The following is a 14,036-nucleotide window of genomic DNA, read 5'->3' as shown; positions in this document are numbered from 1 at the left end:
CGAGGCCGCCGATCGGGCAAGCCCGGCCGCCGGATCGCGCACGCCGGCGGCCCTGCCCGGGCGTCGCCAGCGCGCTGCCGACGGCGCGGCCGGCCGATGCCGCTGTGCTACCATTTTGCGGCTCGAACCAGCGGTAATCGCGGCGCTTTATGCAAGCCGCCGCGCACCGCGCCGCTGCTTCCGGCGCCGTCCATCCTCGCTCTGCCGTACCTCTCCGTCGTACACCACCCCACGAGGTTTACACGATGCCCCAGCTCGCCCGGCGCATCGGTCGCGCCAAGCCCAGCGCGATCATGCAGGTTGCCGAAAAGGCCAAGCGGCTCAAGGCCGAAGGCCGCGACATCATCAGCTTCTCCATCGGCGTCCCCAACTTCCTGCCCGGCGACCACGTCTACGCCGCCGTGCGCGAGGCGCTGGCCAAGGACAGCGGCCAGTACGGCAGCAACCGCGGCGCCGACGCGCTGCTGGACGCGTTCATCGAGCACATGGGCAAGATCGGCCTGACCGGCTACGGCCGGGTCAACGTCGCCACCGGCATCGGCGCCAAGCACGTGATCTACAACATCGCCGAGGCGCTGCTGGACGAAGGCGACACCATCGCCTTCCCGACCCCGTACTGGACCAGCTATCTCGACATCGCCGAGATCGTCAACGCCAAGATCGACCTGCTGCCGTGCCCGGCCTCGCAGGACTACAAGCTCACCCCCGCGCAGCTCGACGCCGCGCTGGCGAAGAAGCCCAAGGTGTTCTTGTTCAACAATCCCTCGAACCCGACCGGCATGGTCTATTCGAAGGACGAGATCGACGCGCTCGCCGATGTGGTCGCCAAGTACCCGGACACCTGGGTCATCACCGACGACATCTACAACCGCATGGTGTTCGACGGCCTGGGCTACCACAACTTCGTCCACGCCCGTCCCGAACTGCGCGACCGGGTGATCTTCATCGACTCGCTGTCCAAGACCTACGGCATGCCGGGTTGGCGCGTGGGCTTCATGGCCGGGCCGGAAGTGATCGCCCAGGCGGTGACCACGATGAACTCCAACCACATCACCAACGTGCCGGAGATCGTCACCGCCGCCGCCGTGGCCGCGCTGTCGGGCCCGCAGGACGTGCCGACGCAGAAGTGCGCCGAGTTCCAGGCCAAGCGCGACCAGGTCATGGCGGTGATGAACGCGATCCCGGGCGTGATCTGCCCGCGTCCGCAGGGCGCGTTCTACGTGTTCCCCGACATCAGCGTCGCCTTCGGCAAGACCCACCAGCCCAGCGGCCTGAAGATCGGCAACGACATGGACTTCTGCAACGCGCTGCTGGAAACCAAGGGCGTGGCCTGCGTGCCGGGCTCGGCGTTCGGCGAATCCAACGCGCTGCGCATCAGCTACACCTGCCCGACCCCGCAGCTGGCCCCGGGCCTGCAGCGGTTCCAGGAGTTCTTCGCCGAGCTCGCCTGAGCCCGGCGAAGCCGCCCGCCCGCGACGAGAAGGACGACGTCATGCGCGTAAGCACCGTGTTGTGCGTAGTCGCCGCGCTCGCCGTGGGCGCGGTCGGCGCCAAGTTCGCCATGAGCGGCGGCCTGCCGCAGCAGTGGTTCGGCTCACAGCCGGCGCAGCTGGCGCCGGACGATCCGCGCCACAGCACCGGCGACAAGCGCATCGTCATGCTCGCGGCGGAGTGGTGCGGCTACTGCGAGAAACTGCGCAAGGACTTCGAGCTGGCCGACGTGCGCTACACCCTGATCGACGTCGACACCGAGCAGGGCCAGCGCGCGATGGCCGCGGTCGGCGCGCGCGGCGTGCCGGTCACCATCGTCGGCCAGGACATCGTCTACGGCTACAACCACGACCAGATCAAGGACAAGCTCGCACCGCTCGGCTACCGCCTGTGACGGCGCGCGCGCGTCCTGCTTCCACTTCGCGGGCCCGCGCCCGCACCAACGTTCACTAGCGAAGGAAACACCTCGATGAAGACTCCCGTCCGCGTTGCCGTCACCGGCGCTGCCGGCCAGATCGGCTACTCGCTGCTGTTCCGCATCGCCTCCGGCGAAATGCTCGGCAAGGACCAGCCGGTGATCCTGCAGCTGCTGGAACTGCCGCTGGAGAAGGCCCAGGCCGCGCTCAAGGGCGTGATCATGGAGCTGGAAGACTGCGCGTTCCCGCTGCTGGCCGGCATCGTCGGCACCGACGACGCCGAAGTCGCGTTCAAGGACGCCGACATCGCCCTGCTGGTCGGCGCGCGTCCGCGCGGCCCGGGCATGGAGCGCAAGGACCTGCTGCTGGAAAACGCCAAGATCTTCACCGCCCAGGGCGCCGCGCTGAACAAGGTCGCCTCGCGCGACGTCAAGGTGCTGGTGGTCGGCAACCCGGCCAACACCAACGCCTACATCGCGATGAAGTCGGCGCCGGACCTGCCGGCGAAGAACTTCACCGCGATGCTGCGCCTGGACCACAACCGCGCGCTGAGCCAGCTCGCCGCCAAGGCCGGCGTGGCCGTGGGCGACATCGAGAACCTGATCGTGTGGGGCAACCACAGCCCGACCATGTATCCGGACTACCGCTTCGCCAAGGCCGGTGGCGCCTCGCTGAAGGACAAGATCAACGACGCCGACTGGAACGCCAACACCTTCATCCCGCAGGTCGGCAAGCGCGGCGCGGCGATCATCGAAGCGCGCGGCCTGTCCTCGGCCGCCTCGGCCGCCAACGCCGCGATCGATCACATCCGCGACTGGGTGCTCGGCAGCAACGGCAAGTGGGTGACCATGGGCGTGCCGTCGGACGGCAGCTACGGCATTCCCGAGGGCGTGATGTACGGCGTGCCGGTGACCACCGCCGGCGGCGAATACACCCGCGTGGAAGGCCTGGAGATCGACGAGTTCAGCCGCAAGGCCATGGACAAGACCCTGGCCGAGCTGGAAGAAGAGCGCGCCGGCGTCGCCCACCTGCTGGGCTGATCGGTTCGCCATCGCGATGCATGAACGGGGCGGCCCAGGCCGCCCCGTTTGTTTTTGTGCGACGCCGGCCCGGCTGCTGCCTTTGTGGGAGGGGCTTCAGCCCCGAGGCTTTGCGCTCCGGTCGCCGCGACCTGGATCAAAGGCGTCGGGACTGAAGTCCCTCCCACAAGAGCGGCCGCACGGGGCGGCGGCCCAGGCGCAGCCCCCGGTCGAAGGCGGAGCGTGTAGGATCGGACCCGCTTTCCACTGGGACCCCTCATGGCCGACCCCGCGCTGCGCATCCTGATCGCCGACGACCACCCGATGTTCCGGGCGGCGCTGCGTTATGCGCTGGGCGAGATCGCGCCGAACGCGCACATCGTCGAAGTCGCCAGCCAGAGCGCGCTGGAAGCGGCGATCGGCAGCGGCGAGGCCTTCGACCTGGCCATGCTCGACCTGATGATGCCCGGCGCGATGGGCTTCTCTTCGCTGGTGTACGCGCGCGGTGAGCGGCCGGAGCTACCGGTGGTGATCATCTCCTCCAACGAACACCCGCGCACGATCCGCCGCGCGCAGCAGTTCGGCGCGTCCGGCTTCGTGCCGAAGTCGGCGCCGGCGGCGGTGCTGGCCGAAGCGGTCGGCGCGGTGCTCGCTGGCAAGGTGTGGTTCCCGCCGCAACAGGCCGAGCGCGACGAAGGCGACGCGCAACTGGCCGACCGTCTGGCGCAGCTGACGCCGCAGCAGATGCGGGTGCTGCTGCGGCTGGCCGACGGCTTGCTCAACAAGCAGATCGCGTACGAGCTGTCGCTGGCGGAGAACACGGTGAAGATCCACGTCACCGCGATCCTGCGCAAGCTGGGCTGCCATTCGCGCACGCAGGCGGCGGTGTTGGTGAAGGGGCTGGCGCTGGAGGACGAGGGCGGGGAGTTGCACGACGGGGCCGGTGGGTTGGCCTAGCGTTGTTGGCGCTTGCGTCGTAGGCGTGGTGTCGCGGTCGCGGCTTGCGCCGCTCCTACAGGGGCTCCGACGTCGCAACGCAGCGACTGTAGGAGCGGCGCAAGCCGCGACCGCGCAGCCTCAGATCGCGCCGAACGCCGCATCTGGCGGACGCAACCTCATTCGCTGTGCTGCACCAGCAACCGCTGCGCCAGCGCCCGCAGCAGAGCGGGGAACTGCACGATGGGGCCGGTGGGTCGGCGTGACTGCGTTGCGGCGGCCGTCGTGGTTGGGTTGTCGCGGTCGCGGCTTGCGCCGCTCCTGCAGGGGCTCCGACGTCGCAACGCAGCGACTGTAGGAGCGGCGCAAGCCGCGACCGCGCAGCCTCAGATCGCGCCGAACGCCGCATCCGGCGTACGCGACTTCATTCGCCGCGCGCCAGCAGCAACCGCGACGCCAGCGCGCGCAGCGCCGCCGGCTTGAGCGGCTTGGGCAGGAAATGCCAATCGCGTTCGGCCGCGCGCGGCCGCAGGGTCGGGTCGGCATCGGCCGACATCAGCACCACCGGCGGCAGCCGCTTCCACTTGGCTTCCAACTGTGTGCCCAGCTCGAAGCCGGTGCTCTCGCCCAGGCGGTAGTCGAGCAACAGCAGATCCGGCGGCGCTTGCGCATCGGCGCGGGTCAGCGCCTCGGCGGCGCTGGCGGCGCCGTCGGCGAGACAGCCCCAGTCGCCGAGCAGATGCAGCGCGGCCTGGCGCGAATGCAGGTCGTCGTCGATCACCCACACCTTGCGGCCGCGCAGCGGCGAGTCGGGATCGGCCGTGGCTGCGCTGCGATCGGCGGTGTGCGCGACGGCGGGCGCGGCCGGCGCCGCTTCGGCCTCGATCGCGCGCGCATACGGCGCCTCGACCGAAAACACGCTGCCGCGTCCCGGCCAGGAACGCACCGCGACGCGATGTCCGAGCAGCCGCGCCACCCGCCGCACGATCGCCAGGCCCAGGCCCGCGCCGCGCTGCGGCGCGTCGACGCCGGTGTCCAGGCGCTGGAATTCCTCGAAGATCAACTCGCGCTTGTTCTCGGGGATGCCCGGCCCGCTGTCCCACACCTCGATCCGCACGCCGTCGCGCAGGCGCCGCGCGCCGAGCACGATGCGGCCCTCGCGCGGCGCGAACTGCATCGCGTTGGAGACGAAGTTCTGCAGGATCCGCCGCAACAGCACCTCGTCGCTGTCGACGAGCGCGCGCGTGGGCAGCACATGCAGGCGCAGCCCGCGCGCCTGGGCGAGGATGCGGAACTGGCTGTCGATGGCGGCGAACACGCGTGCCAGCGGCAGCGCGCCGCGCCGCACTTCCAGCGCGCCCGATTCCAGCCGCGAGATGTCGAGCAGGCTGGAGAGGATGTCGTCCTGCGCCGCCAGCGCCGCTTCGATGTGATCGGCCAGCTCGCGGCCTTCGCCGTCGTCGACGCGCCGGCGCAGCGACGACAGGTACATGCGCGCGGCGTTGAGCGGCTGCAGCAGGTCGTGCACGGCGGCGGCGACGAAGCGGGTCTTGGAGCGGTTGGCGCGCTCGGCCTCGCCCTTGGCCGCCTGCAGGTCGCTGGTGCGTTGCTCGATGCCGCGTTCCAGGCTGTCGGCGAGCGTGCGCAGGTCGCGCGCGGCCTGCTTGTAGGCGGTGATGTCGGCGTAGCTGGTGACGAAGCCGCCGTCGGGCATCGGGTTGCCGCGGATTTCGATCACGGTGCCGTCGGGGCGCTCGCGCTCGTGCAGGTACGGCTGGCCGCGTTGCAGATGGTCGAGGCGGCGGCGGATCGCGTCTTCCGGATCGGCGCCGAGCAGGCCGCGCTTGGCGTTGAAGCGGATCAGGTCCTCGATCGGCCGGCCGACCTGGAGCAGTTCGGGCGGATAGCGGAACAGCTCGCCGTAGCGCTGGTTCCAGGCGACCAACCGAAGTTGCGAATCGACCACGCTGACCCCTTGCGGCAGATGCTCCAGGCTCTGGCCTTCGCCCATGCTCGCCTGCCGCGCCGCGTGCACCAGCCCGTCCTGCGCGTTGCGCAGCGCTTCGGCGTGGTGCTCGACCATCTTCTCCAGCTCCTGCCGGCTGCGCAGCCGCAGCGCGGCGATGCGGCCGCGCTGGATCAGCAGCAGCGCCACCGCCACCGCCAGCAGCCAGGCGCCGGCGGCGACCGCGCGCGCGATCCAGGCGGCGCGGATGCTCGGGGTGACGTCGCGCAGCAGGTGCAAGGTCCAGTCCTCGCGCGACAGGTGCATCGACTGCCACAGCATCGGCTCGCGCAGGCGCGGCTCGCGCCAGCGCACCACGCGCGCGCCGCCGTCGATTTCGCGCTGCACGTCGAACGCGACCGGGCGCAGGCGCTGGCTCTGGTACTGGCGGGTGTCGCGCAGTTCGCGTTGCCACGCCGGCGGCAGCGGATGCAGCATGCGGTAGCGCCATTGCGGCTGCGCCGACAGGAACACCACGCCGTGGTTGTCGCTGAGCAGGACCACGTCGCCGCGCTCGCTCCAGTCCGAGCGGATGTCTTCGAGTTCGACCTTGACCGCGACCGCGCCGACCGCGCCGCCGCGCTCGTCGCGCACCGCGCGGGCGATGAAATGCCCGGGCACGCCGGTGGTGACGCCGATGGCGTAGAACTCGCCGGCGCCGTGGACCATGGCCAGCTGGAAATAGGGACGGAACGCGTAGGAATAGCCGACGTTGCTGTTGGGCTGGTCCCAGTTGCTGGCGGCGATGCCGGTGCCGTTGCGGTCGATCAGGGTCAGGGTGCTGGTGCGGTTGGCGAAGTTGAGCTGGACCAGGCGTTCGTTGGCGCGCTGGCGCTGCGCGGTGTCGCCGGGATTGGCCAGGGTGGCGCGCAGTTGCGGATCCAGCGACAGCACCGCCGGCATGATCCGATAGCGGTCGATGTGCTGCTCGATCACCTGCGCGCGCTGCGCCAGCAACGCGCTGGCCTCGCTGGCCTGGCGCTGCAGCGCCTGCGAGTAGGCGATGCGTCCGGCGACCAGCGCCGACAGCAGCAGGCCGGCGAGGATCAGGGCGATCCAGGCGGCGGTCTGCAGTTGGCGGCGGGGAGGGAGCATGGGGGGAGGAGCGGGGTTGGGGAACTGGGGATGCGTCGGGTGTTGGGAGACTAGCGGGACTGGGGTGAGATGGCGGTCAAGCCAGCGCGCGTTGATCGCGACGTTCGTGACGCACGCCGCGCATCAACACTCGCGACGCCTCTCCAGTTCCCCAGCCCCCAACCCGCTTCACCCTCAAAACTGCACCTGCGCCCGCACCTCCACCACATCCGGATCCGCCGCCAGCACGCCCTTGTCCGCCTTCACGTGCACGTAGTTGGCCTGGAACTTGAAGTGGCTGGTGAGATACCAGTTGGCGCCGAGCGTCCAATCGCGCTGCTTGCCGCCGGCGATGCCGCCGTCGTCCAGGTCGAGTTCGCCGTAGCGCGCCAGCAGTTCGACTGCGCCGTAAGCGTGCGCGGGCTTGATGTTGGCGACGTTGTTGCCGGTGTAGGGCCGGGTTTCGCCGGTGACGACCCAGCTGCCGGTGACGTAGTAGCCGTTCGCCGTGAAGTCGCGCTGGCCGTTCTCGCGTTGCGCGGTGGCGCGCAGGTATTCGGCCTGGACCGACCACGGGCCGTCGATACACAGCGCTTCCAGGCCGTTGCGCACGATCTTGTCGGTCTCGCGCAGGCTGCCCGAATCGACCAGGCGCACCGCGGTCAGGCCGTTGAGCGGGCGCGCGCGGAAACGCGCGGCCGGGCCGAAGTACGTGCCGCGCCCGTCGCTGAAGCCGTGCGGGTTTTCGACCGAGCCGGTCAGGCCGAGGTGCACGACGTGGTCCTTGTCCTTGACCGGCGTCCACACCGCGCGTCCGGCGGCGGTGGTGCCGGGGTTGTCGCCCTGCAGGTCGTGGCCGAAGAAATAGCCGGCGCTGAGCGCGTAGCGCGGCCGTTCCAGCGACCATTCCACGCCGGTGCGGCGGCCTTCGAAGATCGCCTGCGAGGCTGCGGACAGCTCCATCATGCTGCCGCTGCGCGAGGCGGCGACGCTCTCCATGCTCACCGGCGTCTTGAAATAGCCCACGCGGACCTTGCCGTAGTCGGCGCCGAACAGCGCCTTGGTTTCCAGGCGCAGGGCGACGTCGAGCCAGAGCTTGGATTCGAAGTCGAACACCGCGGTGAAGTCGTAGACGTCTTTCTTCTTCAGGTTCATGCCGAACTCGCGGCGGCGGTAATGGCCGTCGTCCTTGAGCCGGGTGGTGGCGGTGCCGTAGCCGTCGCCGTCGAAATCGACCACGTCGTAGGCCCAGTTGGCGGTCGCGGAAATTTCGGTGCCGTCGGAGAAAGCGTACTTGGTCGGCCAGTCGTCGAAGCCGCCGGCGGCGGCCGCGGGCGACAGCGCGCACAGGGCCAGGGCGAGCGGGGAGGCGGCGAAGGCGAAGCGGGCGGTGCGCATGGGTGGGGCTCCAGGGTCGTCGGCGCCGTCCTGGCAACAGGGCTCCGCGCCGGGCGCGCGCAGGCGTCCGGCCGGATCGGGTAGATGGGCGGCGGCCCGCGCGCGGGCCGCGTGGTCGTTGCGGCTCAGGCCGGCGTCTTTTCCGGCAGCGGCGCGTGGTGATCGGACGGCAGATCGGCGTCCAGGTCGGTCGCGCTCGGCGGATTGAGCAATTCGTAGTTGAGCTTGTCGCGGTCGAGCTCGTTCTCCCAGCGCGCCACCACCACCGTGGCCACGCCGTTGCCGATGATGTTGGTCAGCGCGCGCGCCTCGCTCATGAAGCGGTCGATGCCCAGGATCAGCGCCAGCCCCGCGACCGGCACCGCCGGCACCACGTGCAAGGTCGCCGCCAGGGTGATGAAGCCCGCGCCGGTGACGCCCGATGCGCCCTTGGAGGTCAGCATCGCCACCGCCAGCAGGGTGATCTCCTGAGTCAGCGTGAGTTCCACGCCCAGCGCCTGGGCGACGAAGATCGCGGCCATGGTCAGGTAGATGTTGGTGCCGTCGAGATTGAACGAATAGCCGCTGGGCACGACCAGGCCGACCACCGGCTTGGAGCAGCCCAGGCGTTCGAGCTTGCGCATCAGCGGCACCAGCGCCGATTCCGACGAGGAGGTGCCCAGCACCAGCAGCAGTTCGTCGCGGATGTAGCGGATGAAGCGGATGATGCTGAAGCCGGTGAAGCGCGCGATCAGGCCCAGCACGATCAGCACGAACAGCGCGCAGGTCAGGTAGAAGCTGCCCATCAGCTTCATCAGCGGGCCGAGCGCGCCGACGCCGAACTCGCCGATGGTGAAGGCCATCGCCGCGCCGGCGCCGATCGGCGCGAGCTTCATGATCATGCTCATGATCCCGAAGAACACCTTCGACAGCGGCTCCAGCAGGCCCATGACCTTCTCGCCGGTCTTGCCCATGTGCAGCAGCGAGAAGCCGAACAGCACCGCCAGCAGCAGCACCTGCAGCAGGCTGCCGTCGCCGGTGAAGGCGTCGGTGAAGGTCTTGGGGATGATGTGCAGCAGGAAATCGACCGTGCTCTGCTGCTCGGCCTTGTGCGCGTAGTCGGTGGCCTTGGCCACCAGCGCCGGGTCGAGCTTGGCCGGGTCGGCGTTGAAGCCGGCGCCGGGCTTGAGCGTGTTGACCACCACCAGGCCGATCACCAGAGCGATGGTGGAGACCACTTCGAAGTAGAGGATCGCCTTGACGCCCACGCGCCCGACCTTCTTGACGTCGGCGACGCCGGCGATGCCGAGCACCACGGTCAGGAAGATGATCGGGCCGATCAGCATCTTGATCAGGGCGATGAAACCGTCGCCGAGCGGCTTGAGCTTGACCCCGAACCCAGGGAAGAAATGCCCGATCAGGCCGCCGACGATGATGGCGCCGACCACCCAGAGATAGAAGTGGGAGCCTGATTTTTTCATGAGGGCACCGGGGCTGTAGAGGAGTGAGCGGAGAGGAGTGAGGAGCGAGGAGCGAGCGTGCGGCTCAGTCGCGGTCGATGGCCGAGTGCCTGCGGGTGTCGGGCATCAGCGCGTAGACCAGCAGCGAGCACAGGATGCAGGCGCTGACGTACCAGAAGAATCCGGTTTCCAGGCCGATCTTCTTGAACCACAGTGCGACCGGTTCGGCGGTGCCGCCGAACAGGGCGACGGTCAGCGCGTACGGCAGGCCGACGCCGAGCGCGCGGATCTCCACCGGGAACAGCTCGGCCTTCACCACCGCGTTGATCGCGGTGTAGCCGCTGACCGCGCCGAGCAGGATCATGATCAGCCAGAACGCTTCCATCGGCGTCTGCGCGCCGCGGATCCAGTGCATCACCGGCACCGTCAGCACCGTGCCGAGCACGCCGAAGGCGATCAGGATCGGGCGCCGGCCGATGCGGTCGGACAGCGCGCCCACCAGCGGCTGCAGCAGCATGTAGACGAACAGGGTGCCGGCGTTGATGAGCGAGGCGGTTTCCTTGTCGAAGCCGGTGCTGATGGTGAGGAACTTCAGCATGTAGTTGGTGTAGGTGTAGAACGCCAGCGTGCCGCCCATGGTCAGGCCGACCACGGTCAGCACCGCGCGCGGATGCTGCATCAGCGTCTTCAGCGAGCCTTCGCGCCTGGCCGGCGCATCGCTGCTCTTGAGCTTGGCGAACGACTCGGTTTCCTGCATGTTGCGGCGCAGGTACAGCGCAGTGATCGCGGCGATCGCGCCGATCGCGAACGGGATGCGCCAGCCCCAGGCCTTGAGCTGTTCTTCGCTGAGCACGAACTGCTGCAGCACGATCAGCACCAGCAGCGCCAGCAACTGGCCCAGGATCAGGGTCACGTAGAGGAAGCTCGACCAGAAGCCGCGGTTCTCGCGCGAGGACATCTCGCTCAGGTACGTCGCCGAGCTGCCGTATTCGCCGCCGACGCTCAGGCCCTGCATCAGCCGCGCGGCCACCAGCAGGATCGGCGCGAGCACGCCGATGGTGTCGTAGCCCGGGGTGAAGGTGATGATCAGCGAGCCGGCGCACATCAGCAGGACCGAGCGCATCAGCGCGGCGCGGCGGCCGTGGCGGTCGGCGTAGCGGCCGAACACCCAGCCGCCGAGCGGGCGCATCAGGAAACCCACGGCGAAGATCGCGCCGGCGTTGAGCGCCTGCGAGATGCGGTCGCCGGAGGGGAAGAACACATGGGCGAAGTACAGCGAGAACGCGCTGTAGACGTACCAGTCGTAGTACTCGACCAGATTGCCGACCGAGCCGGAGAAGATCGATTTCAGGCGCTGGCCCGGGGTCATGCTCGGGGCCGCGGCCGGGGCCTGGGCGGAAGTAATGGCGCTCACATCGACTCCTATCGCGAAGATCGTGGGGAAGCGCCGGGCGTCGGTGCGTCGAGCGCGTTCGCGGCAGCGCAGCGGGGCGTCCCCACACCCGGCGCAGATGGTGGGCGGCGGGGCGGGGAGGGCCAATAACACCTTAGGGTTAGGGATCGCGGCGGGCATGCCGCGGCGCCGCGAAAGCGCGGATTCAGGCCGCAAAACGAGGGATTCGGCGCGGTCCGGGCGGGTTAGCCAATTGGTCTTAGGCCGGGGCGGGCGCGGCGCGCGGGCGGCGTCGCCGCCATCAGCGCGTCATCTGCGTTGCCCATGCTTGCGCGGATTTTTGCCCTGCGCCCCCGGAGAGTTTTCGATGAAGCACCCCAACGCCCACGCCGCGCTCGCGCTGGCCATCGCCGCCGCGCTGACCGCCGCGCCCGTCCATGCCGCCGACGAAGCGGCCGCCGCCGACGCCGCCGCCGGCGAATCCCGCGACGCCACCACGCTCGACGCGGTCTCGGTGATCGGCCTGGGCGAAACCCGGCAGGTGCAGCGGGTCAAGCTGGCCGACATCGAGAAGACCGTGGCCGGCACCAGTCCGCAGAAGATCCTCAACAAGCTGCCCGGCATCTCGGTGCAGTCCAACGACGCCTACGGCGCCAACGAGGAATCGCAGACCATCAGCCTGCGCGGCTTCAACCAGCGCCTGCTCGGCTACACCCTCGACGGCATCCCGCTGGGCGACAACAGCTACGGCAACTACAACGGCCTGGGCATCAGCCGCGCGCTGATCGGCGAGAACCTCGCCGGCGCCGAACTGGCCGCGGGCATCGGCTCGCTGGGCACCGCCTCCACCAGCAACCTCGGCGGCACCTTGCAGTATTTCTCGGCCGACCCGGAAGCCGAATTCGGCCTGCGCGTCGCCCAAACCTTTGGTAGCGACAGCACCCGCCGCACCTACGCGCGCCTGGACACCGGCGAGCACGGCGGCTTCTCGATGTATCTGTCCGGCTCGCTGCTCAGCGCCGACATGTGGTCGCGCCCGCACGACAACCAGGACCAGAGCCAGGTCAACGTCAAGGCGCTGTACGCCTTCGGCGACGGCAACCGCATCAGCGCGTTCGTGTCCAGCGCCGAAACCAGCCAGGCCAACTACGCCTATCTGTCCAAGGCGCTGCTCGCGCGCGGCGCGGATTGGGACTGGAACCTGTACAAGCCGGATTGGCAGCGCGCGCTCAACGCCGCGTACTGCGCGCCCAAGCCGTGGCCGGCCAGCAAGGCCGGCGACCGCCGCTGCAAGTTCGAGTCGCCGGCGGCGACCATCGACGACGCCTACTACGCCAGCCGCGCGCTGCGCACCGATCACCTGGCCGCGCTGGCCGGCGAGTTCAATCTCGGCGAAGGCCTGCGCCTGAACGCGCAGACCTACTACCACGACGACCGCGGCCAGGGTCATTGGTGGTCGCCGGGCAACTGGTCGTTCCCCGGCACCGCCAAGGAGATTCCGATCTCGATCCGCAGCACCAACTACGGCATCAACCGCTACGGCGCGATGGCCTCGCTGAGCTGGGACGTGGGCATCCACAAGATCCAGGGCGGGTTCTGGTACGAGAGCAACCACCACGACGTGCAGCGCAATTTCTACTTCATCGACGGGCCGGTGAACGACGATCGATTCCTCAACGATCCAGACCGCCGCCTGTTCTTCCAGAAGTACCGCATCAACACCCGCCAGGCGTATCTGCAGGACACCATGAGCCTGCTCGACGGCCGCCTGACCGTGGACGTCGGCGCCAAGAGCACCCAGGTCGACATGCGCGCGACCCAGGTGCCGTCGAAGATGATGGAAGTGCCCAACGCCACCGGCCGCCTGGAAACCAAGGACCACTTCCTGCCGCAGCTGGGCGTGGGCTACAAGCTCGGCGAAGGCCGAGAGCTGTTCGCCGCCTACACCGAGAACGTCGCCGCCTTCGTCGGCGGCGGCGCCGGCGGCCCGCTGGCGATCAATCAGGCCGCGTTCGACGCGCAGAAGGCCGCTTTGAAGCCGGAAGAATCCAAGACGCTGGAAGCCGGCTACCGTCAGGTCGGCGAGACCTATCAGGCCTCGCTGAGCGTGTACAAGGTGCGCTTCGACAACCGCCTGCTCTCGCTCAACCCGTGCTCGAGCATCGAAGCCGGCACGCGCCCGGAGTGCATCACTAAGTTCTTCAACGTCGGCTCGGTCGACAGCTACGGCAGCGAGCTGGTCTTCATCTGGAAGCCCATCGACGGCCTGCAGTGGTACAACGCGCTGTCGTGGAACAAGTCGACCTACGAAGACAACTACATCGACGGCGGCAAGGTCGTGCCGACCAGCGGCAAGCGCGTGGTCGACGTGCCCGACACGATGTTCTCCAGCGAGCTGAGCTACAGCCGCGGCCCGTGGCTGGCCAGCGTCAGCGGCAAGTACACCGGCAAGCGCTATTACACCTACCTCAACGACAACGGCTTCGGCGGCTACACCACCTTCGACGCCGCGCTGCGCTACACCTTCGACGCGATGGGCCCGTTGCGGCAGTGGTCGGTCTCGCTCAACGCCAGCAACCTGACCGACAAGCGCACCGCCAGCAACCTGACCGCGTTCAGCGCGTCCGACCCGCAGGGCAAGACCTACGCCTTCCACGCCAACGCGCCGCGGCAATTGTTCCTGACCCTGGATGCGCGGTTCTGAGGTCCGCGCGGCCGCCGGCGCGAGCCGGCGGCCGTTGCACGCATCGGCGATACGCGAGGTCCGGCTGTAGGAGCGGCGCGAGCCGCGACCGCGACACTGCGCTTGCGGCGCGACCTGCTGCAACGCGGTCGCGGCTTGCGCCGCTCCTACAGGGAGCGGCC

At 69.1% G+C, this 14,036-nt stretch carries 10 protein-coding genes; 6 read left to right on the top strand and 4 right to left on the bottom strand.

Annotated features, from left to right (window positions below):
- Nucleotides 1-245 precede the first annotated feature (245 nt).
- The 5 genes from A7A76_RS16420 (at nucleotide 246) to A7A76_RS16405 (ending at nucleotide 3,883) form a co-directional block, all read left to right on the top strand.
- Nucleotides 246-1,451 (top strand): pyridoxal phosphate-dependent aminotransferase, encoded by a 1,206-nt coding sequence (locus tag A7A76_RS16420; RefSeq protein WP_206412199.1) that lies wholly within the window; start codon nucleotides 246-248, stop codon nucleotides 1,449-1,451.
- A 41-nt stretch (nucleotides 1,452-1,492) separates the two neighbouring features.
- Nucleotides 1,493-1,885, top strand: coding sequence for a glutaredoxin family protein (locus A7A76_RS16415; protein WP_206412198.1), 393 nt, complete (start codon nucleotides 1,493-1,495; stop codon nucleotides 1,883-1,885).
- Between the two features lie 75 nt (nucleotides 1,886-1,960).
- Nucleotides 1,961-2,947, top strand: coding sequence for a malate dehydrogenase (locus tag A7A76_RS16410; protein WP_206412197.1), 987 nt, complete (start codon nucleotides 1,961-1,963; stop codon nucleotides 2,945-2,947).
- A gap of 84 nt (nucleotides 2,948-3,031) precedes the next feature.
- Complete coding sequence (locus A7A76_RS26760) at nucleotides 3,032-3,175, top strand: DUF6053 domain-containing protein (protein WP_428995176.1); 144 nt, start codon at nucleotides 3,032-3,034, stop codon at nucleotides 3,173-3,175.
- A 30-nt stretch (nucleotides 3,176-3,205) separates the two neighbouring features.
- The gene (locus A7A76_RS16405) at nucleotides 3,206-3,883 is read left to right on the top strand and encodes a LuxR C-terminal-related transcriptional regulator (RefSeq protein ID WP_096377148.1); all 678 of its coding nucleotides are present in this window, start codon (nucleotides 3,206-3,208) and stop codon (nucleotides 3,881-3,883) included.
- Nucleotides 3,884-4,286: 403 nt separating this feature from the next.
- Here the strand turns inward: A7A76_RS16405 and A7A76_RS16400 are convergent, their stop codons facing one another.
- From A7A76_RS16400 to A7A76_RS16385, 4 genes are all read right to left on the bottom strand, one after another.
- The gene (locus tag A7A76_RS16400) at nucleotides 4,287-6,962 is read right to left on the bottom strand and encodes a hybrid sensor histidine kinase/response regulator (RefSeq protein WP_206412196.1); all 2,676 of its coding nucleotides are present in this window, start codon (nucleotides 6,960-6,962) and stop codon (nucleotides 4,287-4,289) included.
- Between the two features lie 174 nt (nucleotides 6,963-7,136).
- Nucleotides 7,137-8,339, bottom strand: coding sequence for an OprO/OprP family phosphate-selective porin (locus tag A7A76_RS16395; RefSeq protein ID WP_206412195.1), 1,203 nt, complete (start codon nucleotides 8,337-8,339; stop codon nucleotides 7,137-7,139).
- A 125-nt stretch (nucleotides 8,340-8,464) separates the two neighbouring features.
- Nucleotides 8,465-9,799: a dicarboxylate/amino acid:cation symporter gene (locus A7A76_RS16390; RefSeq protein ID WP_206412194.1), complete on the bottom strand. Its 1,335-nt coding sequence runs from the start codon at nucleotides 9,797-9,799 to the stop codon at nucleotides 8,465-8,467.
- A gap of 64 nt (nucleotides 9,800-9,863) precedes the next feature.
- A complete protein-coding gene (locus tag A7A76_RS16385; protein ID WP_343225351.1) occupies nucleotides 9,864-11,192 on the bottom strand; it encodes an MFS transporter in 1,329 nt (442 codons plus the stop codon).
- 346 nt (nucleotides 11,193-11,538) lie between these two features.
- On the opposite strand from A7A76_RS16385, the gene A7A76_RS16380 reads away from it, so the two are divergent.
- Entirely contained in the window at nucleotides 11,539-13,875 is a 2,337-nt protein-coding gene (locus A7A76_RS16380; RefSeq protein ID WP_206412193.1) for a TonB-dependent receptor, read from the top strand.
- Nucleotides 13,876-14,036: the final 161 nt, after the last annotated feature.

Origin of the sequence: Lysobacter enzymogenes, from assembly GCF_017168095.1 — a bacterium.
GTDB lineage: Bacteria > Pseudomonadota > Gammaproteobacteria > Xanthomonadales > Xanthomonadaceae > Lysobacter > Lysobacter enzymogenes_D.
This window is presented reverse-complemented; position numbering and strand designations above follow the sequence as displayed.

Coding starts and splice junctions, on each gene's coding strand:
- A7A76_RS16420 (WP_206412199.1), top strand. CDS start 246: ATGCCCCAGCTCGCCCGGCGCATCGGTCGCGCCAAGCCCAGCGCGATC.
- A7A76_RS16415 (WP_206412198.1), top strand. CDS start 1,493: ATGCGCGTAAGCACCGTGTTGTGCGTAGTCGCCGCGCTCGCCGTGGGC.
- A7A76_RS16410 (WP_206412197.1), top strand. CDS start 1,961: ATGAAGACTCCCGTCCGCGTTGCCGTCACCGGCGCTGCCGGCCAGATC.
- A7A76_RS16405 (WP_096377148.1), top strand. CDS start 3,206: ATGGCCGACCCCGCGCTGCGCATCCTGATCGCCGACGACCACCCGATG.
- A7A76_RS16400 (WP_206412196.1), bottom strand. CDS start 6,962: ATGCTCCCTCCCCGCCGCCAACTGCAGACCGCCGCCTGGATCGCCCTG.
- A7A76_RS16395 (WP_206412195.1), bottom strand. CDS start 8,339: ATGCGCACCGCCCGCTTCGCCTTCGCCGCCTCCCCGCTCGCCCTGGCC.
- A7A76_RS16390 (WP_206412194.1), bottom strand. CDS start 9,799: ATGAAAAAATCAGGCTCCCACTTCTATCTCTGGGTGGTCGGCGCCATC.
- A7A76_RS16380 (WP_206412193.1), top strand. CDS start 11,539: ATGAAGCACCCCAACGCCCACGCCGCGCTCGCGCTGGCCATCGCCGCC.